This window comes from Variovorax sp. FW301-JW7 (assembly GCF_058788795.1).
Genome location: NZ_JBYTBC010000001.1, coordinates 283,552 through 304,791, shown reverse-complemented (window position 1 = coordinate 304,791; position 21,240 = coordinate 283,552). Strand labels below are relative to the sequence as shown.

The following is a 21,240-nucleotide window of genomic DNA, read 5'->3' as shown; positions in this document are numbered from 1 at the left end:
TGCGTGTCCTTCTTTCCTGCTGGCTGTTCGAAGGCATGAGCTTAGGATCGGTATGCACCAGACGAAAGAACCAAGAATCGTCAAAATGACTGGTCCATGATCGAATCGCCAGACAACGCCCTCCCCGGCATCGACCGCTCGACCGCGACCCCGTTGCATCGCCAGGTCTACGAGCGCTTTCGCACGGCGATCGAGCACGGCGTGCTTCGCCCCGGCGACCGCGTGGCCTCGGCGCGCAGCCTGGCCAGCGAGCTGGGCGTGGCGCGCGGCACGGTGGAAGCGGCCTACAGCCAGCTGGCGGGCGAAGGTTATTTCTGCGCGCAGGGACAGGCGGGCACGGTGGTGTCGCCGTCACTGCCGGTGCAGCGGCCGGTGCGCGCCGGTTCGCGCCCCGCCGCGGATGCGCCCGCACTGGCCGGCCCCGCCGCCCCGCCACCGCTGCAGCTCGGCATCCCGGCACTCGATGCCTTTCCTCGCAAGCTCTGGGCGCGGCTGATGGCCCGCCGTGCGCGCGCCATGGACGCAGCCGACCTGTTCTACGGCGACCCCGCAGGCCATGCGCCGCTGCGCGAGGCCATCGCGGCCTACCTGCGGGTGTCGCGCGGCGTGGCCTGCCAGCCGGCGCAGGTCTTCGTCACCGGCGGCTACCGTGCGTCGCTGGCATTGGTGTGGCGCGCGCTGCTCACCAGGGACGACCGCGTATGGATCGAAGACCCGGGGTATGCGCCCACGCGCGACGTGCTGCACAGCGCCGGCCACCGCGTGGTGCCCGTGCCGGTGGACGGCGAAGGCCTGGTGGTCGCGCGGGGCGTGCGCCGCTCGCCGAAGGCGCGCATGGCGGTCGTCACACCGTCGCACCAGGCGCCGTTGGGCGTGTCGATGTCGCTGGCGCGCCGGCTGCAGCTGCTCGACTGGGCTTCGCGCGCCAAGGCCTGGATCGTCGAGGACGACTACGACGGTGAGTACCGCTACGCTGGCGCGCCGCTGCCCGCGCTCAAGAGCCTCGACGGGTACGACCGCGTGCTGTACGCGGGCAGCTTCTCGAAGGTGCTCTACCCGGGCCTCGCGCTGGGCTACCTGGTGGTGCCCGAATCGCTGCGCGAACGCTTCGAGGACACGGCGCGCATCGCGTCCAACGGCTGTCCGCAGATCACGCAGGCGACGGTGGCCGACTTCATGCGCGACGGCCACTTCTCGCGCCACCTGAAGAAGATGCGCCTGCTCTACGCGCGCCGCCGCGCCCTGCTGGTCGAGGCCTTGCACAAGGCCTTCGGCGACGGCCTGCGCATCGACCTGCAGGCCGGCGGCATGCACCTGATCGCGCGCTTCGAAGGGCACCGCGACAGCGACGTGGTGCTGGCGCGCCGCGCACAGGCGGCCGGCCTGAACTGCCAGCCGCTGTCGGCCCGGGGCACCACGGCCGTTGAAAGCCAGGGGCTGCTGATGGGCTTCACCAACGTCGCCTCGCCCACCCAGGCGCGCCAGCTCGCGACCCGGCTGCGCGCGGCGTTGGGCTGAGGCCTACGCGCGCAGATCGACTTCAGGCCGCATCGACGACGCGCCGTTCCAGCGCACCTCGAAGCCCGCGCCGCGGAACTGGCCGACCACCAGTTCGCCGACGCGCTGCATGTCGGCATCGCTGCCTTCGGGCGCGCCCCAGAACGCGAGCGAGAGCTGGCTGGTGCGCTTGGCACGGTTCTGGTCCTGCCGCGTGTAGAAGCAGAAGCCGTGCACGCCGGCCTTCTTGCCGCCGCGTTCGCGGAACGCTTCGGAGCAATCGGAGAAGCCGTCGGACTGCGTGTCGCCCGCATCCTGCAGCGCGACCAGGCCCGCCTGCGTCAGCGCGGCGAACACCTCGGCGATGCGTGCCTCGGCGGCGCGCCATTGCGCGGCGCTCATCTTCACCGGGTCGGGCTCGGGCGGCGGCGGTTCGGGCAGCGCGTGGCCGGTGATGCGCGAGAGCAACTCGGCAACCTCTTCCTCCATCGCGTTCTCCGTGATGTGGTTGCCGTGGCTGTCGCGCACGTCGGGGTTCGCGCCCGCGTCGATGAGCAGTTGCACCGGCTCCGTGGTCGGCGAAAACTCGGCCGTGAGGTACAGCGCGGTGCGGCCGTCGGTGCCGGTGTATTCGAGCGGGCTGCCGGCCTCGAGCAGCAGTTGCAGCACGGCGAGGATCGGCTCGAGCTCGGATTCGTTCGTGCCCATCGCGGCGCACTGCAGCGCGGTGAAGCCCTGCTTGTTCACGGCGGCCAGGTCGGCCCCGGCCGCGATGCAGGCGCGCACCGTGTCGACATCGGCTTCGCGCGCCGCGTCGAAGATCTTCTTCGGATTCATGGCATCTCCCTGTGGATCGGCCCATTCTGCCGCAGCCTTCTTGCATTGCCTGGCACTTCACAGACCGCGCGAACCTCGCTACATTCGACGCCTCGATCAACAAACCGGACTGGAGGTGCGCGATGGAAGACACTGCTATTCACTCTCCCTCCCACGTACGGTTCGTCGGGTCGCATCCGAACTGCTGCTGAAGCGCTCCCCGCGCACCCGGTGCCGCTGAAGGCGCCACCAGCCAGCCCGTTCGACCCTCGCGGTGTCCTGCCGCGACACGCCGTCCGATTCAGACAACGCCACGCCGGCACACGAGTGCCGTGCGCGGTCCGTTCCCTTTTCGAATCAAGGCTCACCATGCTTGAAACCCGTGCCGCCGATGCGCGGCAGTTCGTGACTTCTCTTTTCGATCCGCAGCGGGCGTCCGCTGAAGAATGGGCGCAGGCGCTGGCCTACTGGCGCCAGCGCCACGACGAAGACTTTCCGGGCGAGCCGCAGCCCGACGACGCGCACACCCAGCAGAACGTGCAACAGCACACGCCGCTGCATGTGGTGCACCGCGCCTTCGCGCGGGACGCGCAGGGCCGCATCGTCGGCAGCCTCAACATGGGCGTGCGCCGCGAAGGCTCGCCCGACTACGCGACCTTCGCGCCTTTCATCGACGTGTGGGGCGGCGTGCTGCGATCGCACCAACGACAGGGCGTGGCCAGCACCTTGCTGCACCGGCTTCTGGCGCTGATGGAGACGCGCGCCCCCACCACCGCGACCTTCAAGACCCACTTGCCGGAAGGCCGGGCGTTCCTCGCGGCCATCGGTGCGACCGAAAAGCACCGCAGCATCGAGAACCGCATGGCCTTCGCCGGCCTCGACTGGGCGGCGCTCGCACGCTGGCGCGCCGACGCCCTCGCGCCCACGCACGGGCTGCGCCTGGAGATCCACGCAGGCCGCGTGCCCTTCGATCGGCTGGCCACGCTGATGGCGCCGCTGTCCGCGCTGCTCAAAGACGCGCCCACCAGCGCGCTGGAACGCGCGCCCCTGCGCTTCGAGCTGGAAGGCTTCCACGCCTGGTACGCCGAAATCGACCGGCGCGGTGGCGAGCACTTTCTCGTGCTGCTGCGCGATGCCAACGACGAGGTGGCCGCCGTGTGCGATGCCAGCTGGAACCAGCTGTACCCCGACCGCATGTTCCAACGCCTCACCGGGGTCGCCCGCCATTGGCGTGGCAGGGGACTGGCCAAGGGCGTGAAGGCGATCATGCTGCAGCTGGTGCGCGAACGGCATCCCGAGGTGGTGATCGCCGTCACGCAGAACGCGGAAGTCAATGCGCCCATGCTCGCCATCAACCGCCAGCTGGGCTTTGCCCCGCACAGGCATGATGGCGCCTACCAGATCGGCACGGAAAGCCTGAGGGCCTTCCTCTCGACCCGCCCCCTGGCTGTGCCGGAGGCGCGCGCATGAAGACACCCCAAAGACTGCAATCCCTCGTCGACGAAGGGCTGATCGACAGCGTCGTGCGCCAGCTCATGAGCGGCAAGGAAGCCATGGTCTACGTCGTGCGCTGCGGCGAGGAAACACGCTGCGCCAAGATCTACAAGGAAGCCGACAAGCGCAGCTTTCGCCAGGCCGTCGACTACACCGAGAACCGCCGCGTGAAGAACACCCGCGAGGCGCGCGCCATGGCCAAGGGCACGCGCTTCGGGCGCAAGGTGACCGAGGCCATCTGGCAGAGCGCCGAGGTCGATGCGCTCTACCGCCTGGCCGCAGCCGGCGTGCGCGTGCCCACACCGCACAACTTCCTCGAAGGCGTGCTGCTGATGGACCTGGTGACCGACGCGAACGGCGACGCCGCGCCGCGCTTGAACGACGTGGCCTTCTCGCCTGAAGACGCGCTGCAGCACCACGCCAGCCTGTTGAAAGAAGTGATGCGCATGCTCTGCGCGGGCATCGTGCACGGCGACCTGTCGGAGTTCAACGTGCTGCTGGCCGAGGACGGCCCGGTGATCATCGACCTGCCGCAGGCCGTGGACGCGGCGGGCAACAACCACGCCAAGCGCATGCTGCTGCGCGACGTGGAGAACCTGCGCAACTTCTTCGGGCAGTACGCGCCCGCGCTGCTGCAGACGCACTACGGCGACGAGATCTGGCAGCTCTACGAGCGCGGCCTGCTGCGGCCCGAGACCGAGCTCACGGGCACCTTCGTGCGCGAGACCGGCCCGGTCGACCTCAGCAACGTGCTGCGCGAAGTGGACGACGCACGGGCGGAAGAAGCGGCGCGCCAGCTGCGGATGCAAGCGCCGCGACAATAGCGGGCTGACTCCGCCCGCCCCGATGACTTCCAACGCCCTGCCCCAGCGCCCGCCCTTTGCTTCCACCGCCGTGCGCCACATCGCCCGGGCCGCGGCCTTCGTGGCGCTGGGCATCGGCCCGGCCGCGCACGCGGGCGCCATCAGGCTGGAAGACGACCGTGGCCGCGTGCTCGAGCTGCAGGCGCCCGCCAGGCGCATCGTCTCGCTGATGCCCTCGCTCACCGAGACGGTCTGCGCGCTCGACGCCTGCGACCGGCTCGTGGGCATCGACCGCCACGCCAACTGGCCGGCGGCGGTGAAGGGCCTGCCGCAGGTGGGCGGCATGGACGACGCGAACATCGAGCGCATCGTTGCGCTCAAGCCCGACCTCGTGCTGCTGCGCCCGCGCAGCCGCGCCGCCGAGGCACTGGAGCGCCTGGGCATCAAGGTGCTGGCGCTCGACGCCAAGACCCATGCCGACATGCGCCGCGTGATGGAAACCGTGGCCCGCGCCACCGGCAAGCCGGGCGCGGGCGAGGCCTTCTGGCGCAGCCTCGATGCCCGGCTGAACGCGGCGCGCGCCCGCGTGCCGCTGAACTGGCAGGGGCGGCGCGTGTACTTCGAGGTGCATGGCGGCGTCGCGGCGGCGAGCGAAAGCTCCTTCATCGGCGAGACCCTCGCGCGCCTGGGCCTGGCCAACGCGGTGCCGGGCTCGCTCGGCCCCTTCCCCAAGATGAACCCCGAGTTCGTGGTGCGCGCCAACCCCGACGTGCTGATGGTCTCGGCCTTGGGCGAAATCTCGGCCATGGGAGGGCGGCCCGGCTGGTCGGCCATGTCGGCCATCCAGCGCGGGCGCGTCTGCAGCTTTGCCTCGGCGCGCTTCGACCTGATGATGCGGCCCGGCCCCCGGCTCGACGAGGCGGCCGATGCCATCGTGAATTGCCTTGCGTCGCTGGATGCGCCGCGCAACTGATCCGCAGCACGCCATGAACTTCGACATCGTTCCCGCCGCGAACTTCGGCACCGACGAACTCACCGCCCTCTGGAACCGTTCCTACGAGGACTACTTCGTGCCGATCGCGTTCGACCGCGCGATGTTCGAGCGCCATGTGCGGCGCGCCGAAGCCGACCTGGCGCTCTCGCGCGTGATCGTCGTCGACGGCGAGGCCTGCGGCCTCTCGCTCGTTGGCCGGCGCGGTTCGCGTGCGTATCTCGCGGGCTTCGGCATCGCGGGCGCACAACGGCGCCGGGGGCTGGCGAAGCAGCTCATCGAGGCACAGCTGCGCGACCTGTCGGCAGCCGGCATCGCGCAGGTGCAGCTCGAAGTCATCGAGCAGAACCCGGCGCGGCAGCTCTACCGGCAGGCGGGTTTTTTTGAAAGCCGCACGCTCGAGGTGCTCGAAGGCAGCTTCGAGCCTCGTGCCGATACAGCTTCGACAGCGCCCGATACCAACGTGCTCGCCGCCCTGCATGCAGCCTGCTCCGCTGTCTCGCGCCCCACCTGGCGCCGCGAGTGGCCGACCGTGCAAGGCACACTCGCCCACGACGGCGCCGTGGCCCTCGGCACGGCAACGGGCGGCTACGCCATCCTCCTGCCGCCGGCCTTGCCGCTGCACATGCTGCTCGATGCCGCCGCGCCCGACGAAGCCTCGGCCCATGCCTTGCTCGACGCGCTCGCACAGGCACGCCCCGGTGCGCGCTGGCGGCTGGTCGACGAGCCCGAGGGCAGCGCGCTGCACCGCGCCCTGACCGCACGCGGCGCCACCGTTGTCATACGCCAGATCGAGATGACCGCGACACTCCATCCCACCCCTTCTTCCGACTCCTCGCGCCCCGCCCGTTCATGAAGTCCCCCAAGCGAACCTCGTCCACCCCTTTCATTCGCGTGGGCCCCAGCGGCGTGCATGGCCTGGGTGCCTTCGCCACGCGCGACCTGCCGGCCGAAGCCTTCCTCGGCCTGTACGAAGGCCGCCGCTACACCAGGCAGGAAGTCGCCTCCAAGCTCTGGGACGACCAGCTCACCTACCTGTTCACGCTGACGACCGGCGAGACCATCGACGGCGCCAAGGGCGGCAACGCCACGCGCCACCTGAACCACTCCTGCGAGCCGAACTGCGAGGCGGTCGAGGAGTACGACGAGGCAGGCGAGATGGTGCTGCGGTTCCAGACGATGGAAGCAGTGGAGGCCGGCGACGAACTCTTCATCGACTATTCGCTCACGGCCGACGACGGCTCGCCGCCCTCGAAGTACCCCTGCCATTGCGGCTCTCCGAACTGCCGCGGGACGATGCTGGCGCCGGTGGAGGCCGTGGCGGAGAAAGACGGGTCAGCCACCCCTGCCGATGCGGCCCCAGCGGTTTCAGACCCGCGCAGGCCGGTCAGCGAGCTGCCCTGGTGAAGTAGCTCAGGGCGACTCGCTCTTCACGCTGCGCAGTTGCGCCTCCGCGCGTTCGAGTTCGGTGCGCAGCGTGCGGATCTCGTGTTCCAGCTTTTCGATGCGCGCTTCGCGGCTCATCGGCGCGAGCGCCTGGCAGCGCAGCTGCAGCGCGCTCAGGGTGTCGGCCAACTCGCGCCGGCGCAGCATCTGGCCGCGCGAACGGGCCAGGGCCATGTCGCGCTCCAGCACGGCTTCCTGCGCCTTGCACTCTTCGGCATTCAACGGCTGCGCGGACGCCTCGGTTTGTGCAAAGGCGGCGGGCATGGCCAGGGTCAACGCAAGGGCCAGGAGGCAGGGTTTCGGACGCATGCCGTACGGTACCCGAACTCCCTGGCGGAAACGGCCTTCAGCCCTTCAGGCTGCAGTCGTTCTGGCGATGCACTTGATCTCGATCAGCCAGTCGGGGCTGCCCAGGCGCGCCACCTGCACCAGCGTCTGCGAGATCTGCGGCTCGCCGCCGAACATCTCGGCGCGCAGGGCGAACAGTGTGTCGGCCTGGCCGAGAAAGCCGTCGATGTCGGTCACGAACAGGGTTTCGTCCACCACGTCGGCCATCGAGGCGCCGAAGGATGCGAGCACGCTGCGCACGTTGGCGTAGGCCTGCCGCACCTGGGCCGCGATGTCGCCGGCGCCGAGGGTGCGACCCTCGCCGTCCACGCTCACCTGGCCCGAGAGATAGATCGTGTCGCCGACCTGCACGCCGTCGGCAATGATGTTCCTGAACGCGCCTTCGCGCACCACGCGGCGGGGAGTGACGGACATGGGGTTTCCTGGGTTTCGTTGGGAGCGCCGCAGTATCGAAGGCGCCGCCTGCAGCGGTACGGCGCGCGGCGGATGCCCCTTCTCACCCCAAGTCGATCCGCGAACGCCGAGGCGCGCCCCGCGATCCTGTGATTCAGGCGCTCAGGTAGCGCGCGTCCCACTGCACGGCCAGCTGCCGCGCCCGGTGCAGCGGCGTGCGGGCGCGCTCGAAGTCCATCACGCAGGCAACGTCCGCCGCCACGGGGCGCGCAGGGCTTTCGCTGCTGCGGCCGTCCGTCAGCAGCCAAAGCCAGCGCTGGCGGGTCTCGTGCTTTGCCAGCAGCTGCTGCGCGCGCAGCACGCCGAGCGCCAACGGTGTGCCCCCACCGGCCGCGATGGGCGCAACCCAGTCGTCGTTCCAGGCGCCGGCGCGGCGCGGCGGCAGGCGCAGCTCGACCACGTCGCCGGCAAAGCACAGCAGCGCCACATGGTCGCGCCGCTGGTAGGCCTCCTGCATCAGCGCGAGCAGTTGGCCCTTGGCGCGCGCCAACTGGCCGTCGTGCCGCATCGACGCCGAGCAGTCGAGCAGGAAGCAATGCAACGCACCGCTGCGCGCCTCCTGCGGGCGATGGCGCAGGTGCGCGGCTTGCAGCCGGTCCGCGCCGCGGGCCACGAGCGTGCGCGGCCAGTCGAAGGCCGTGCCGGACACAGCGGCGCCGTGCCAGGCGTCCCGTTGCGTGCCCTGCCTCCGGTCACCCTGGCGTGCGCCAGCGGGTGCGGCGTCCCGGAGGCTCAGGCTTTTTTTGGGACGGCCTGCTGTGCAGAGATCAACGGGCGCAGCGGCTTCACGCGCTCGATGCCGACGGGCTCGGGCGGCATCGCGCCCCAGTCGCCATCGCCGGCATCGCGTGCAGGTGCGTCGCCCGGATTGCGGTGAGGTGCGGGCGACGGCATCGGAGGCGCCACCGCCGCTTCGGCCGCCGGATGGCGCCGGTGCAGCAGCACCGCCTCGGCCACGCGCTGCACGTGGTCGTCGGTGATCGACGCCGCGCCTTCCCACGCCGCGAGCGCGCGCGCCGAGCGCAGCATCACGAGGTCGGCGCGCAGGCCGTCCACGCCGGCCGCGATGCACAGCGCGCCGACGGCGTCGTGCACCGCATCGCCATACGGCAGAGCCGCCGCGTCCGCCACGAGCGCGCGCGCACGCACCAGCGCCGCCGCGAGTTCGGCCTCCTCCTTCGCATGTGCCGCACGGAAGCCTTGCGGGTCCGCATCGAAGGCCAGCCGCGCGCGCACGATGGCCTGGCGCTCGGCCGCGTCCTGCAGGTTGCGCAGCCGCACGCACAGGCCGAAGCGGTCGAGCAGCTGCGGGCGCAGCGTGCCCTCTTCCGGGTTCATGGTGCCCACGAGCACGAAGCGCGCGGCATGCCGGTGCGAAATGCCGTCGCGCTCCACCACGTTGACGCCGCTGGCCGCCGCGTCGAGCATCGAGTCGATGAGCGCGTCGGGCAGCAGGTTGATCTCGTCGACGTACAGCACGCCGCCATGCGCGCGCGCCAGCAGGCCCGGCGCAAACTTCAGTTCGTGGCCGGCCAGCGCCTGCCCGAGGTCGAGCGTGCCCACGAGGCTTTCGAGGCTCGCGCCCAGCGGCAGCGTGACGAAGGGCGCGCCGGGCAGCAGCTCGGCGAGCGCGCGCGCGGCCGTGGTCTTGGCGGTGCCGCGCGGGCCTTCGATGAGCACGCCGCCCAGCGCGGGATCGACCGCGGCCAGCAGCAGCGCCTGGCGCAGTTGCGGCTGGCCGGCGATCGCGGCAAAGGGGAACGGCACCGGCATCGGGGCGGCTGTGGTCATCGGGGGCTTCCTTCCATCTGCTGCTCGTGGTCGAGCAGCAGGTTTTCCAATTGGTTCTTGTAGTCGCCGGGCGACTGCCAGAGGCCGCGCTGCATGGCTTCAAGCAGGCGGTTGAGCATGTCCTGCAGCGCGCGCGGATTGTGCGCGTTCACGAACGCGCGGGTGGCCTCGTCGAGCACGTAGGCGTCGGCCACCATCGCGTACTGGTGGTCGCCCACCACGCGCGCGGTGGCATCGAAGCCGAAGAGGTAGTCGACCGTGGCGGCCATCTCGAACGCGCCCTTGTAGCCGTGGCGCTTCACGCCGTCGATCCACTTGGGGTTGACCACGCGCGCACGGATCACGCGGCTGATTTCTTCCTTCAGCGTGCGCACGCGCGGCGCCTGCGGGTTGCCGTGGTCGCCGTGGTACATCGCGGGCTGCTGCCCGCTCAGGTGGCGCACGGCGGCGGCCATGCCGCCCTGGAACTGGTAGTAGTCGTTGGAGTCGAGCAGGTCGTGCTCGCGGCTGTCCTGGTTCTGCAGCACGACGTTCATGGCGCGCAGCCGGCGCACCAGGGCATCGCCCGCCGGCACGCCGTCGCTGCCCTGGCCGTAGGCGTGGGCGCTGCCGCCGACGTAGGCCTTCGACAGGTCGTCGTCGGTCTGCCAGTCGCCGTGGTCGAACAGCGGCTGCAGGCCCGAGCCGTAGCTGCCGGGCGCGGAACCGAACACGCGCCAGCCGGCCTGCGTGCGCGCCTCGCCGGGCGCCACGCCCTGCGCTTCGAGCGCCGCGGCCTCGCGCAGGATGCGGGCGCGGATCGGGTTGCGCTCGGCGTCTTCGTCTTCCTGCGCGGCCACGGCCTGCACGGCGGCGTCGAACATCTGCACGGCATTGGGAAAGGCGTCGCGGAAGAAGCCCGAGATGCGCAGCGTGACATCGATGCGCGGACGCCCGAGGCCCACGGTGGGCAGCACCTCGAAATCGACCACGCGCTGGCTGCCCGGCGCCCACTTGGGCCGCACGCCGATGAGCGCGAAGGCCTGCGCCAGGTCGTCGCCGCCGGTGCGCATGCTGGCCGTGCCCCAGACCGACAGGCCCAGCGCCACGGGGTAGTCGCCGTGCTCCTGCAGGTGGCGTTCGACCAGCTGCGCGGCGGACTTGAGCCCGAGCATCCAGGCCGTGGGCGTGGGGATGGCGCGCGTGTCGACCGCGTAGAAGTTGCGCCCGGTCGGCAGCACGTCGGGCCGGCCGCGCGAAGGCGAGCCGCTCGGGCCCGGTGGCACGAAGCGGCCTTGCAGTGCGCGCGACAGCTGACGCAGTTCTTCCCCGCCACACGCATCGAGCGCGGGCGCGAGACGGTGCGCGATACGGCCCATCACGGCGGCGGTGTGCGGCAGTCCGGCCGGGCAGGCGTCCGCTTCGAGCAGTTGCTGCGCGAGCAGCTCCAGCCGCTCGCGCGTGTCGCCCTGGTGGCGCCAGGCCTCGTCGCTCACGGCCGCCAGGAGCGCGGGCCGTGCGCCGTGCCAGGGCTTTGCCGCGTCGATGTCGAGCGGGTCGAAGGCCTCGCCCGGCAACAGGTCGGCCGCGAGCGCGCCGAGCAGCCCGGCGTTCTCGCCCGCGCCGTCGCCGGCCGGGTAGCGCGCGAGCGCGAGCAGCGTGTCGCGCCGCAGCCGATCGCGCGGCGAATCGCCGAACACATGCAGGCCGTCGCGGATCTGGGTTTCTTTCAGTTCGCACAGGTACGCATCGACGCGCGCCAGCACGGCATCGTCTTCCGCGCCCGGCAGGCCCAGCTCTTCGACCAGGTGCTGCGCGCGCACGGTCGCGAGGATCTGCGCGCGCAGCACCTTGGCGCGGCGCGCATCGACCAGCAATGCGTCGTAGTACTCGTCGACCTGGCGCTCCAGGTCCTGCAATGGGCCGTGGTTCTCGGCGCGCGTGAGCGGCGGCATCAGGTGGTCGACGATCACGGCTTGCGTGCGGCGCTTGGCCTGCGCGCCCTCGCCGGGGTCGTTGACGATGAAGGGATACACGTTGGGCAGCGGCCCGAGGATGGCGTCGGGCCAGCAGGTGGCCGCGAGCGCGAGGCTCTTGCCCGGCAGCCATTCGAGGTTGCCGTGCTTGCCGACGTGGACGACCGCGTCGATGGCGAACACATCGCGCAGCCAGAAATAGAACGCGAGGTAGCTGTGCGGCGGCACCAGCTCGGCGTCGTGGTAGCTCGCGTAGTCGGCCAGGCCCAGCGGGCCCAGTGCGCGCGCGGGCTGGATGCCGACGAACACGCGGCCCAGCCGCAGCCCGGCGATCATGAAGCGGCCCTGGCGCAGCATCGGGTCGTTTTCGGGCGGGCCCCATTGCGCGTCGATGGCGGCGGCCATGCCTTCGGGCAGCGCCGCGAGGCGCGCGCGGTAGTCGGCGAGCGCGTAGCTCTGCCACGCGGGCCGCGCGGCCCATTGGGCGGGGTCGTTGGCGATGCCCTCCTGCAGCGTGCGCATCAGCGCGTCGCCGTCCGCGGGCAGCGTGTCGAGCGTGTAGCCCTCCGCCTGCATCGTGCGCAGGATGGCCATCACCGAGGCCGGCGTGTCCAGCCCCACGCCGCTGCCGATGCGGCCTTCGCTGCCGGGGTAGTTCGCGAGGATGAGCGCCACGCGCTTCTCGTCGGCGCGCAGGCGGCGCAGGCTGCACCAGCGGCGCGCGAGTTCGGCCACGAAGGCGATGCGGTCGGGCTCGGGCCGGTAGCCGACCACCTCGGTCTGCGTGAGTTCGCAGCGGTGCGACAGGCCCTTGAAGCTCACGGCGCGCGTGACGATGCGCCCGTCCATCTCGGGCAGGGCAATCTGCATCGCGATGTCGCGTGGGCGCAGGCCCTGGCTGTCGGCAAGCCAGTCCTCGCGGTTGCCGCCGCTCACGATCACCTGCAGCACGGGAGCATCGCCCGCGAGTGCCAGAGGCTCACCGCTTTCGTCCGAAGCGCCCTGCCCCAGCGCGGCGAAGGCGGTGGTGTTGAGCACCAGCTGCACGTCGTGCTCAGTGCACAGCGCGCGCAACGCAGATAGGCACAGCGGGTCCTTGAGCGAATCGAGCGCCACGGGCAGCGGGTTCAGTCCTTGCGCATGCAGCGCGGCGGCCAGCGCATCGAAGGCCTCGGTGTTGCCCGACAGCAGGTGCGAGCGGTAGAACACCAGCGCCACCACGGGTGCATCCGCGTGCCAGCCGGCGCGCAGGTCGTCGATGCCCGCGACCGTGTGCGTCGCGTCCATGCCGCCCGGCACATGCAGCGCCACCTGCGGCAGGCTGCGCGGCGGCAAGGGCGCCTCGCCGTGGCCCAGGCCATGGAAGGCCACCGCGCGCAGGAACTGCGCCGCGTTGCCCGCACCGCCCGAGCGCAGGTACTGCCACAGCTGCCGGCTCACGCCGCGCGCCGCGGTGCCGCGCGCGAGCAGGTCTTCGTCTTCGTGCAGGTCGCCCGAGAACATCGCGAGCTGCTGGCCTTGGCGCTTCGCAAGCTTTTCGAGCTGCTGCAGCCCATAGGCCCAGGCCGATTCGGCCCCCAGGTGATCGACCACCACCACGCGCGCATGCCGCAGCACCTCGTCGACGTACAGGTCGAGCGACGCGGGCTGGCGCAGGTGCATGAGGTTGGCCAGCCGCAGCGAGGGGTAGCCGGGGTCGGTGGCCGCCAGCGCCGTGCGCGCGGCGGCGAGCAGCGCGAGCGTGGTGTCGGCCGAACTGAGCACGACGATGTCGCCCGGCGTCTGGTCGAGCCGGGTGACGACGCTCGGATCGTCTTCGACGAAGCGTCCGGGCTGGGTGCTCAGCAGGTGCATGCGGTCAGGCGGGAACGGCCGCCACGCCTTCCAGTGCCTTGCGCAGCGCGCCTTCATCGAGGTCTTCGCCGATGAACACGAGCCGCGTGCGCTGCGCCTCGCCGTCGCGCCAGCGGCGGTCGAAGTGGTGGTCGAAGCGGCGGCCCACGCCCTGCACCAGCAGGCGCATCGGCTTGTTCGGCACGGCGACGAAGCCTTTCACGCGGTAGATGGTGTGCTGCTCGACCAGTGCGGTGAGCACGGCGATGAGACCGTCCCGGTCCACGGGCGGCAGCTCGATCACGAGCGAGTCGAACTCGTCGTGGTCGTGGTCTTCCTCGTGGTCGTGGTGGCTCTCGCGCAGGTGGATGGTGCTTTCGGCGGCGCGGCCCTGGCCCAGCAGCAGCGCGAGCGGCAGCTTGCCTTCGGTGGCGCCGACGATCTTCACCTCGGGCGGCAGCTCTTCGCGCACCAGCGCCTCGACCTGCGCGCGCGCGGCGGCGTCCATGAGGTCGGTCTTGTTGAGCACCACGAGGTCGGCGGCCGAGAGCTGGTCTTCGAACAGCTCGTGCAGCGGCGATTCATGGTCCAGGTTGGGGTCGGCGCGGCGCTGCACGTCGACCTGCGCGGGATTCGCCGCGAACTGGCCCGACGCGGCGGCGGGGCCGTCGACCACGGTGACCACCGAATCGACGGTGAAGATGTTCGCGATGTCGGGCCACTGGAAGGCCTGCACCAGCGGCTTGGGCAGCGCCAGGCCCGAGGTCTCGATGAGCACGGCGTCGATCTGGTCGCGGCGCTCGGCCAGCTGCAGCATCACGGGCAGGAACTCTTCCTGCACGGTGCAGCAGACGCAGCCGTTGGCCAGCTCGTAGAGCGCGCCTTCGCGCTCGTTGCCTTCGTCGTCGCAGCCGATGCCGCAGCCACGGAGGATGTCGCCGTCGATGCCGAGTTCGCCGAACTCGTTGACCACCACCGCGATGCGGCGGCCCTCGGCGTTGCCGAGGATGTGGCGCAGCAGCGTGGTCTTGCCGCTGCCGAGGAAGCCCGTGACGATGGTGACGGGGATCTTGGCGTTGCTTTGTGTCATGGAATGGATGCTTTCAGGCGCGCAAGGCGCGCGGGGAATCGGGCGCGCGGCGCGTGCGTGGCGCACGCGCCGGCGAACGGCACGCCCTCTTCAACGAGGGGCTGCCGGCGCGAATCAGACGGCGCTGTACAGGCGGCGCTCGACCAGGGCCGTGCCCTGCAGGCGGCGCCAGGCCTTGGCCGCGGCCAGCACGCCCAAGTCGACCAGCGGCTCGACCAGCACGACCGTCATGTAGGCCGCGCCGAAGCTGGCGATCTGGCTGAGGTTCTCCAGGCCCGTGCCGCGGCCGTAGAGTGCCCAGAAGCCGACCCACACCACGATGCCGCCCTGGTAGGCCACCGACAGCTTGAAGGCCTGCTGGTAGCGGATGTCCACGTAGGCCATGTTCGCGGGAATGATGCGGCGTGCCAGCGCAGCGGTCGCGAACAGCGGCACGAGCAAGGTCGTGACGTTCATGCCGTACTGCGGCAAATCAGGCGGTGCGAAGAACAGGCTCTGGATGAGCAAGCCGCCGGCCAGACCGATGGCCGCGGGCGCGAGCCCGAAGAGCAGCATCAGCGTGGTGCCCAAAATCAGGTGCACCTCGGACACGCCCACGGGATGGTGCGGGAACACCTCGAAGAAGCAGAACACGAGCATCACGGTGAAGACCGAGCGCAGCAACAGGCCCACGGGGCCGTCCTTCAGCAAGGTGTCGAAGGCGACTTTGCCTGTGTAGGCCAGCGCAGCCGCCCCTGTGGCATAGCTGAGGAAGATCTTGGATCCGTCGACGAGTCCGGGTTCGATGTGCATCGCGCACCTCCTGAAATGCACCGAAGTGCGAAAGTTGATTGTTGGGGGATGGACTGGCTTGCGCAAGTCCCCGTCATGAAACCCGGGAGCCTTGCAGCCCCCGCTGAACAGGCGAAGGCTGTGGCTTGCGCCGCAGCCGCCGCCAGCCGATCACCACGCCGCTCGCCGAAGCGACGGCGCCGATGATCGACAGGAACCACACCACCAGGTCCCAGGCGGGCCGGTACTGGATGAGCCAGGGAAAGTCGAGGCTGTGCGCGGCATTGAAGAGCCAGCGGCGCAGCCGCGCGTTGCGGTCGTTGCTGCCGGCCACCTGGCCGCTCGTTGGGTCGATGTAGAGCCAGCTGCGCGCGGCGTCGTCGAACTCGAGCCGCCACACGGGCAGCACGCGCGTGCGGTGGTGGCCGTACCAGTGGAAGTCTTCGTGTGTCTGCAAAGTGGCCTGCGTGATGGTGGCGCCGGGGCGCAGGCGTGCGGCGGCGCGCTCGATGTCGTCACGGGCGATGACGGTCGGCGCACCGGTGGCGGCATCGATCACACGCACGCGGGCCTGCGCATCGCGCAGTTGCAGCAGCGGCTTGCCATCGAACCCCATCAGCAGCGCCTCACGCGGTGCGCCGGCGCCCTCGCCTGCCGGCAGCACGGCCGGCGGCCAGGGGAACGGCGAGGCGCCGGTGCCCGTGTAGCGCGCCATCGCAGCCGCATCGGCGGGTGCGCGCTGGAACCAGCCGTTGGGGTTCATCGACAGCCAGCCGCTCACGATCCAGGTCAGCACGAAGAAGCCGCCGATGAGCCCGGCGATGTGGTGCCAGGCCATCCAGCCGGTGTACGGCGTGACCGCGCCGCTGCGAAAGCGTCGACGCAGCCGGATGCGCAGGATGCCGATGACGATGCCCGTCACGGCCGAGACGATGCAGGCGGCCGACAGCCACACGACCACGTCGTGCCACAGCGGCGGGTCGGCGCGCAGCGGCGTGAAGTAGATCCAGTGCGGCACGGCGCCCAGCCAGTTCCAGAAGCGCTCGGTGCGCGTGGTGTCGCGCACCACCTCGCCGGTGCGCGAGGACACATACAGCTCTGTGCCCGCCGCGTCGCCGACTTCGATGCGGTGCAGCGGGCGCAGCGGGTTCAGGCCCTGCGGCACGGTCCACTGGTCGCGCTCCAGCGTCTCGGCCCAGCGTGCGCCGGGCTGTGCGGAGAAGTCGCGAGCGATGGCCTCGGCCTGCGCCGCATCGACCGGGCCGAGCACATGGCCGTCGCGCGCGGACACGGCATGCCGCCCGCCGCGCGCATCGACGATGCGCCACACGGGCTGCGCGTCGGTGCCGGCCTGCATCTCCAGCGCCATGCGCCGGGGCGGCTGCGTGCGCACCGCTTGCGGCAAGGCATCGAGCGCGGCGGACGGCGCGACCACCGCCTGTTCGAGGCGCACCGGGGCGAGCCCCGCGAGCCGCTCTTCGTCCGTGAGGTTCGGGTACCCCACGTACATCATGACCACGCCCGAGACGAACCACATGACGAACAGCAGGCAGCCGCCGATGCCCAGCCATCGGTGCGTCCAGTACAGCGCCCGCCGCAGCGGGGGCCATGTACGTTGCCATGCGGTCCTCATGCGGTCGCGCTCAGAAGGTCACGAACGCCGACAGTTCGAACGAGCGCGGCCGGCCCAGCAGCCACTGGTTGCCGCCGTTCGAGAACGAGACCGGGTACTTGCGGTCGGCCAGATTGAAGGCGCGCAGCGCGAGCTTGAGCGACGGGTTCGCCTGCCAGCTCACGCCCGCGTCGGCCACGGTGTAGGAGCCGATGCGGCGCGTGTTGGCCGCATCGACCTGCCGCGCGCCGACGTGGCGCACGCCCAGCTCGGCCTCCCACTGCGGCAGGAAGCGCCAGTGCAGCCACAGGTTGGCCGCCACCTGGGGCACGCCCGCCGGCGTATTGCCCGCGCGCGAGACCAGCGACTTGCCGACCGCTTCATTGAAGTCGTCGTAACGCGCGCGCAACCGCGCGGCGTTGGCTTCGAGGCGCAACGTGGAGGTCAGCGCCAGGTCGAGCGTGGCCTCGATGCCTTCGGACGACTGCTTGCCGATCTGCTGCACGACGGTCGGGTCGTTCGCGTCGCGCGACAGCAGCTTGGTCTTCTCGATGCGGTAGGCCGCCACGCTCCAGGCGCCGCGGCCCTCGGCCAGCTGGCGCTTGTAGCCCACCTCGACCTGCTTGCCGACGCTGAGCTCGAACGGCACCTGCGTGGCCGAGGTGCTGATGAGCCCGGTGAGCGGATCGGCCGCGCGCGCCACCTGCGCATAGAACGACTGCGCGGCATCGGGTGCGTAGACCACGCCCAGGCGGCCGGTGGCGTACTCGAAGGTCTTGTCCAGGCGCGGAGCGCGGCTCTGCGGATCGGTGCGCACGATCTTCGCGTGGTCCCAGCGCAGGCTGCCGACCACCGACCAGTGTTCGTTGAAGGCCAGCTTGTCTTCGGCGAAGAAGGCGTAGGTGCTGGTCTTGGTCTTGTAGCGCGGCAGGTAGGGCGTGGGCGAAGCGTAATAGCCGGGGTTGAAGACGAAGGCATCGACCACCGAGCGCCCGCCGTAGGGCGTGTCGCTCGAATTCAGGAAGTCGATGCGGTTGGCGTCGAAGCCCACCAGCACCTGGTTCTTCAGGCCGAACAGCGCGTGCTTGAAGGTGGCGTCGGTGCGATTGCCGATCTGCTCCTGGTCGTGGCCGATCTCCAGGTAGTCGCCGCGCGTCACGCGGTTCGTGGTGGCGCTGTAGGTGTAGGTTTCGCTGTCGCGCCAGTGGCGCTTGCTGTCCAGGCGATAAAGCTGGTTGCGCACGGTGACGGCGTCGTTGGGCGTCCACTGCGCATCGAGGCGGGTCCAGCGGTCGCGGTACTTGACCTCGGCGTCGTCGAGGTTGTAGTTCTGTTCGCGGTTCAGGCTGCTCACGCGGCCGTTGATGAGCGGCACGCCGAAGTAGCGCTGCGGCGTCTGGCGGCCCTCGTCGTGCGAGAGCGTGAACTGCAGCCGCGGCGACACATCGAGCCGCACCGCGCCGCCCACCGCCAGGCTCTCGGCCTCGCCGCGCAACATGAAGCCGTCGGTCCTGCGGTGGCTGATGTCGAAGCGGTACGAGAGCATGTCGTTGATCGCCCCGCCGCTGCCGAAGGCGACCTGGCGCGTGGCGTCGGAGCCGACGCTCACCAGTGCTTCGTTCTGCACCGGGCCGCGCGTGGGCTTCTTGGGCACCACGTTGATCGCGCCGCCGATGGCGCCTTCGCCGAACATCACCGAGGCCGCGCCGCGCAGCACCTCGATGCGGTCGGTCGACCAGGTGTCGAACGGGAAGGTGACGGTGCCCGCGCCCACGTACAAGCGCGTGCCGTCGTACAGCTGCATCACCGAGCCATGGCCGTTGAAGCCGCGCGCCGATAGCGCCGAGCCGCCGTTGCCCGGCGCGGGCGAACCCGTGATGCCGGTGGCACGGCTCGCGGCCTCGACCACCGACACGTCGCCGCGCGCGCGGATGGTGTCGCCGGTCAGCACCTCGATGCTGGCCGGTGTTTCGAGCGGCGTGAGGCCCAGGCGACTGCCGGTCTGCGTGGGTTCGTCCAGGGCCAGCGGCGTGTGGCGGCTGGCTTCGACCTGCACGGGCGTGAGGCTGGGGCGGCCGGCCGTGTCGCCCGACTGGGCGAGCGCTGGCCCGCATGCGAGGCCGAGCCCCAACGAAATGCCTGAAAGACCCGAAAGGCGTGCCCGTTGCAGGGGCAGGCCCGGGCGATCGCGCAAGGGCAGCGATGCCTGATTCATCCGATTTCTCCTCCGGCCTGCGTCCCCGCAGGCTCCTGACCGATCGAGGACGCCGAGGGAGAAGAGAGAGGGGCGGTGCCGTTTCGCGCGAGGGAAAAGCGGCAGGCCCGGACACGCACTCCCGCAGCATCCGAAGGCGGTTGCGAAGGCCGGTATCCGGGCTCGCGGAGTGCGTCGGGGTGCAATGCATGCACCTCGACGCCGAAGCCCTCGCCTTCCCACGCCGAAGCGCAGTGGCTGCCCCAGCGAAAGATCGCCGGGGCCTGAGGGTGTCGATGTCCGCTGACCGTTGCGGGGGCAGCGCAGGAATGGAAGGGTCGTTCGAAAAAACGACGCCTCGCACCTGCTTCCCGTTTAACCCCGCCGCCAATCCTGTGACTGGTCGTGCAGGGCACCTTCGAACCGTGGGGTGTTGGACGACACCGGTGTGAACCAATGTTTCCAACCGCCGGGATTATAGGGAGCGCCCTGCGGCGGCGCCCTTGCGGGCCCCGTCAGGCGGGCTTGCCGTCGGGCCCGAACAGCCGCCGCAGCACCGCCACGCCGGCCACCAGCGCGTTCGAATAGGTGGCGTAGGGCGTGTGGGCGGCTTCGAGCGGCGCGTACTCATGGGTGATGTCGCCGGGCGAGCCGTCCACAGCCTCCATCAGCACCCAGTAGAACTCCCCTTCTTCCAGTTCGTGGACGGTGAGTGCGATGTCTCTGGGCGAAGGCATGACGGTCAGAAATGAAACAGGGAATGAACCCGCCTTTGAACGGGCTGGGGGCCGGCGCGGTTGTCAGTACTAGGGCTTCTCCTACAGTGCTTGGACGCCGCGCAGCCTAATGTTAGGGGTGGGGAGCTGCATCAGAACAAGGAGTCAGCATGAAACATTTCACGCTTGAACCCAACATGCGCGCCAGTTTCGGCGGCGCGTTCTACCCGACCGGCTTCTCCCTGGTGATGTTCCCGAGCATCGAAGACGCCAGCCGCATCGGCCACGGGCTGATCGAGAAAGGCATCGTGAGCGGCGACGAGGTCTACCTGATACCGGCCGAAACCGTCCTGGCGGAAATCGCGCCGACCGTGCATGCCTCGCACAGCCCCCTGCCTTCCGCCGGCACCGACGGCGCCACGGTGCGCGCCTTCATCGAGCTGGCCCAGGAAGGCCACACGGGCCTCTTGATCCGCACCAAGGACGGCGCCATCACGGAGCGCGTGATGGAACTGGTGCGTACCGTGCCCTACTCGATCGCCGAGCGCTACCGCACGCTGGTGATCGAGGACCTTTGAACGCCGGCTGAAGCGCCGGTGTCAGCCCGGCGCTCTGCCTCCATCCCTCGGTAGCCGAGGTGGCAGGCGCCTGCGCCCAGCAACGCCGGCAGCAGCAGATTCACCACCGGCACCAGCGCCAGCAGCAGGATCAGCACGCCGAACACCACCATCGCACCGCGCTGGCGGCGCACGACCCGCATGCGCTCCTCGCCGTTCGCGATGCCGGCCAGCGCGGGCCCCAGCAGGAAGCGCACGTTGAGGTAGGCGAGCAGCAGGAACAGCAACACGCCGTTGACCACCGGCACCAGCAGGCACAGCAGCATCCCCAGGCTCGCGCCCAGCCACGGCCCCAGCCACCCGCGCACGCCGGCCAGCCAGCCCGAGGGCCCGGGCCGCGGCTGCGCCAGCAGCGCCGGGTAGCGCGCCTGCACGCGCGCGCGCACCGGGCCCAGCAGCACCCAGCGCAACGCCAGGCGGATGGTGGCGACGATGACACCGACGTACATCACCACCAGCACCGCGGCCGTGAGCACCGCCGCGTAGACCAGCAGCATCGCCAGCGCAGGCGCGATGCCCGCCATGCCCGCGACGCTCCCTCCGGTGCCTCCCGTGCCGGGCAGCAGGCCGAGCACCGCCCCGCCCATCACGACGAAGACCGACACCACGCCGGCCGCCATTCCGATCGGCTGGAAGTGACGGTAGAACACCCAACTCCACACGGCGAAGACCAGCAGGCACAGGCCCGCGGAACGCAGCACGATGCCCGGACGCAGGCTGGAGCGAAAGGCCAGCGCGAGGCAGACCAGGGACTCGCGCACCGCGCCGAGCAACGAATGCCATCGGGCTTTCAGTGACATGGGATGAGAAAAA

At 70.5% G+C, this 21,240-nt stretch carries 19 protein-coding genes and 1 riboswitch; of the genes, 7 read left to right on the top strand and 12 right to left on the bottom strand.

The window, feature by feature from the left end:
- Window positions 1-96 precede the first annotated feature (96 nt).
- Window positions 97-1,518 (top strand): MocR-like pyridoxine biosynthesis transcription factor PdxR, encoded by a 1,422-nt coding sequence (gene pdxR / locus AC3WQM_RS01205; RefSeq protein ID WP_492676602.1) that lies wholly within the window; start codon window positions 97-99, stop codon window positions 1,516-1,518.
- Window positions 1,519-1,521: 3 nt separating this feature from the next.
- Here pdxR and AC3WQM_RS01200 read toward each other — a convergent pair whose 3' ends face one another.
- Complete coding sequence (locus AC3WQM_RS01200; RefSeq protein WP_492676601.1) at window positions 1,522-2,334, bottom strand: ankyrin repeat domain-containing protein; 813 nt, start codon at window positions 2,332-2,334, stop codon at window positions 1,522-1,524.
- Window positions 2,335-2,682: 348 nt separating this feature from the next.
- Between AC3WQM_RS01200 and AC3WQM_RS01195 the strand changes: the two genes are divergently transcribed.
- From AC3WQM_RS01195 to AC3WQM_RS01175, 5 genes are read left to right on the top strand one after another with little or no spacing between them, the layout of a single operon-like run.
- Window positions 2,683-3,783, top strand: a complete 1,101-nt coding sequence (locus AC3WQM_RS01195) for a GNAT family N-acetyltransferase (protein ID WP_492676600.1) — start codon at window positions 2,683-2,685, stop codon at window positions 3,781-3,783.
- The gene (locus AC3WQM_RS01190) at window positions 3,780-4,631 is read left to right on the top strand and encodes a PA4780 family RIO1-like protein kinase (protein WP_159276337.1); all 852 of its coding nucleotides are present in this window, start codon (window positions 3,780-3,782) and stop codon (window positions 4,629-4,631) included. The genes AC3WQM_RS01195 and AC3WQM_RS01190 overlap by 4 nt, the downstream gene beginning before the upstream one ends.
- A gap of 22 nt (window positions 4,632-4,653) precedes the next feature.
- Window positions 4,654-5,583, top strand: a complete 930-nt coding sequence (locus AC3WQM_RS01185; protein ID WP_492676599.1) for an ABC transporter substrate-binding protein — start codon at window positions 4,654-4,656, stop codon at window positions 5,581-5,583.
- Window positions 5,584-5,596: 13 nt separating this feature from the next.
- Complete coding sequence (locus tag AC3WQM_RS01180; protein WP_492676598.1) at window positions 5,597-6,457, top strand: GNAT family N-acetyltransferase; 861 nt, start codon at window positions 5,597-5,599, stop codon at window positions 6,455-6,457.
- Window positions 6,454-7,008, top strand: a complete 555-nt coding sequence (locus tag AC3WQM_RS01175; RefSeq protein WP_489058496.1) for an SET domain-containing protein — start codon at window positions 6,454-6,456, stop codon at window positions 7,006-7,008. Before AC3WQM_RS01180 ends, AC3WQM_RS01175 begins: the two co-directional genes overlap by 4 nt.
- Window positions 7,009-7,014: 6 nt before the next feature.
- Here AC3WQM_RS01175 and AC3WQM_RS01170 read toward each other — a convergent pair whose 3' ends face one another.
- From AC3WQM_RS01170 to AC3WQM_RS01125, 10 genes are all read right to left on the bottom strand, one after another.
- On the bottom strand, window positions 7,015-7,311 hold the full coding sequence (locus AC3WQM_RS01170; RefSeq protein WP_492676597.1) for a DUF1090 family protein: 297 nt from the start codon (window positions 7,309-7,311) through the stop codon (window positions 7,015-7,017).
- Window positions 7,312-7,401: 90 nt separating this feature from the next.
- A complete protein-coding gene (locus AC3WQM_RS01165) occupies window positions 7,402-7,809 on the bottom strand; it encodes a RidA family protein (RefSeq protein ID WP_492676596.1) in 408 nt (135 codons plus the stop codon).
- 133 nt (window positions 7,810-7,942) lie between these two features.
- A complete protein-coding gene (locus AC3WQM_RS01160; RefSeq protein WP_492676595.1) occupies window positions 7,943-8,497 on the bottom strand; it encodes a vWA domain-containing protein in 555 nt (184 codons plus the stop codon).
- 83 nt (window positions 8,498-8,580) lie between these two features.
- The gene (locus tag AC3WQM_RS01155) at window positions 8,581-9,639 is read right to left on the bottom strand and encodes a magnesium chelatase ATPase subunit I (RefSeq protein WP_492676594.1); all 1,059 of its coding nucleotides are present in this window, start codon (window positions 9,637-9,639) and stop codon (window positions 8,581-8,583) included.
- Window positions 9,636-13,448 carry a cobaltochelatase subunit CobN gene (cobN, locus tag AC3WQM_RS01150; protein ID WP_492676593.1) on the bottom strand — a complete coding sequence of 1,271 codons (3,813 nt, stop codon included), beginning with the start codon at window positions 13,446-13,448 and terminating at the stop codon, window positions 9,636-9,638. The genes AC3WQM_RS01155 and cobN overlap by 4 nt, the downstream gene beginning before the upstream one ends.
- Before the next feature lie 4 nt (window positions 13,449-13,452).
- Window positions 13,453-14,517: a cobalamin biosynthesis protein CobW gene (gene cobW, locus AC3WQM_RS01145; RefSeq protein WP_492676592.1), complete on the bottom strand. Its 1,065-nt coding sequence runs from the start codon at window positions 14,515-14,517 to the stop codon at window positions 13,453-13,455.
- Window positions 14,518-14,631: 114 nt separating this feature from the next.
- Entirely contained in the window at window positions 14,632-15,309 is a 678-nt protein-coding gene (locus AC3WQM_RS01140) for an energy-coupling factor ABC transporter permease (protein WP_492676591.1), read from the bottom strand.
- Between the two features lie 73 nt (window positions 15,310-15,382).
- Window positions 15,383-16,921 carry a PepSY domain-containing protein gene (locus AC3WQM_RS01135; RefSeq protein WP_492676590.1) on the bottom strand — a complete coding sequence of 513 codons (1,539 nt, stop codon included), beginning with the start codon at window positions 16,919-16,921 and terminating at the stop codon, window positions 15,383-15,385.
- A 10-nt stretch (window positions 16,922-16,931) separates the two neighbouring features.
- The gene (locus AC3WQM_RS01130; RefSeq protein WP_492676588.1) at window positions 16,932-19,115 is read right to left on the bottom strand and encodes a TonB-dependent receptor; all 2,184 of its coding nucleotides are present in this window, start codon (window positions 19,113-19,115) and stop codon (window positions 16,932-16,934) included.
- A gap of 130 nt (window positions 19,116-19,245) precedes the next feature.
- Window positions 19,246-19,528: riboswitch (cobalamin riboswitch) on the bottom strand.
- Between the two features lie 81 nt (window positions 19,529-19,609).
- A complete protein-coding gene (locus AC3WQM_RS01125) occupies window positions 19,610-19,831 on the bottom strand; it encodes a hypothetical protein (protein ID WP_489058505.1) in 222 nt (73 codons plus the stop codon).
- 149 nt (window positions 19,832-19,980) lie between these two features.
- Here AC3WQM_RS01125 and AC3WQM_RS01120 point away from each other — a divergent pair, with 149 nt between their 5' ends.
- Window positions 19,981-20,388: a hypothetical protein gene (locus AC3WQM_RS01120; RefSeq protein WP_489058506.1), complete on the top strand. Its 408-nt coding sequence runs from the start codon at window positions 19,981-19,983 to the stop codon at window positions 20,386-20,388.
- Here the strand turns inward: AC3WQM_RS01120 and AC3WQM_RS01115 are convergent.
- On the bottom strand, window positions 20,358-21,227 hold the full coding sequence (locus AC3WQM_RS01115) for an EI24 domain-containing protein (protein WP_492676587.1): 870 nt from the start codon (window positions 21,225-21,227) through the stop codon (window positions 20,358-20,360). The two genes, AC3WQM_RS01120 and AC3WQM_RS01115, sit on opposite strands and share 31 nt — an antisense overlap.
- Between the last annotated feature and the right edge of the window lie 13 nt (window positions 21,228-21,240).

Bases quoted from the DNA above. Each gene is read 5' to 3' on its own strand.
- cobW (WP_492676592.1), bottom strand. From the start codon at position 14,517: ATGACACAAAGCAACGCCAAGATCCCCGTCACCATCGTCACGGGCTTC.
- AC3WQM_RS01195 (WP_492676600.1), top strand. From the start codon at position 2,683: ATGCTTGAAACCCGTGCCGCCGATGCGCGGCAGTTCGTGACTTCTCTT.
- AC3WQM_RS01180 (WP_492676598.1), top strand. From the start codon at position 5,597: ATGAACTTCGACATCGTTCCCGCCGCGAACTTCGGCACCGACGAACTC.
- AC3WQM_RS01120 (WP_489058506.1), top strand. From the start codon at position 19,981: ATGAAACATTTCACGCTTGAACCCAACATGCGCGCCAGTTTCGGCGGC.
- cobN (WP_492676593.1), bottom strand. From the start codon at position 13,448: ATGCACCTGCTGAGCACCCAGCCCGGACGCTTCGTCGAAGACGATCCG.
- pdxR (WP_492676602.1), top strand. From the start codon at position 97: ATGATCGAATCGCCAGACAACGCCCTCCCCGGCATCGACCGCTCGACC.
- AC3WQM_RS01130 (WP_492676588.1), bottom strand. From the start codon at position 19,115: ATGAATCAGGCATCGCTGCCCTTGCGCGATCGCCCGGGCCTGCCCCTG.
- AC3WQM_RS01115 (WP_492676587.1), bottom strand. From the start codon at position 21,227: ATGTCACTGAAAGCCCGATGGCATTCGTTGCTCGGCGCGGTGCGCGAG.
- AC3WQM_RS01140 (WP_492676591.1), bottom strand. From the start codon at position 15,309: ATGCACATCGAACCCGGACTCGTCGACGGATCCAAGATCTTCCTCAGC.
- AC3WQM_RS01200 (WP_492676601.1), bottom strand. From the start codon at position 2,334: ATGAATCCGAAGAAGATCTTCGACGCGGCGCGCGAAGCCGATGTCGAC.
- AC3WQM_RS01135 (WP_492676590.1), bottom strand. From the start codon at position 16,921: ATGAGGACCGCATGGCAACGTACATGGCCCCCGCTGCGGCGGGCGCTG.
- AC3WQM_RS01190 (WP_159276337.1), top strand. From the start codon at position 3,780: ATGAAGACACCCCAAAGACTGCAATCCCTCGTCGACGAAGGGCTGATC.
- AC3WQM_RS01185 (WP_492676599.1), top strand. From the start codon at position 4,654: ATGACTTCCAACGCCCTGCCCCAGCGCCCGCCCTTTGCTTCCACCGCC.
- AC3WQM_RS01165 (WP_492676596.1), bottom strand. From the start codon at position 7,809: ATGTCCGTCACTCCCCGCCGCGTGGTGCGCGAAGGCGCGTTCAGGAAC.
- AC3WQM_RS01175 (WP_489058496.1), top strand. From the start codon at position 6,454: ATGAAGTCCCCCAAGCGAACCTCGTCCACCCCTTTCATTCGCGTGGGC.
- AC3WQM_RS01125 (WP_489058505.1), bottom strand. From the start codon at position 19,831: ATGCCTTCGCCCAGAGACATCGCACTCACCGTCCACGAACTGGAAGAA.
- AC3WQM_RS01155 (WP_492676594.1), bottom strand. From the start codon at position 9,639: ATGACCACAGCCGCCCCGATGCCGGTGCCGTTCCCCTTTGCCGCGATC.
- AC3WQM_RS01170 (WP_492676597.1), bottom strand. From the start codon at position 7,311: ATGCCCGCCGCCTTTGCACAAACCGAGGCGTCCGCGCAGCCGTTGAAT.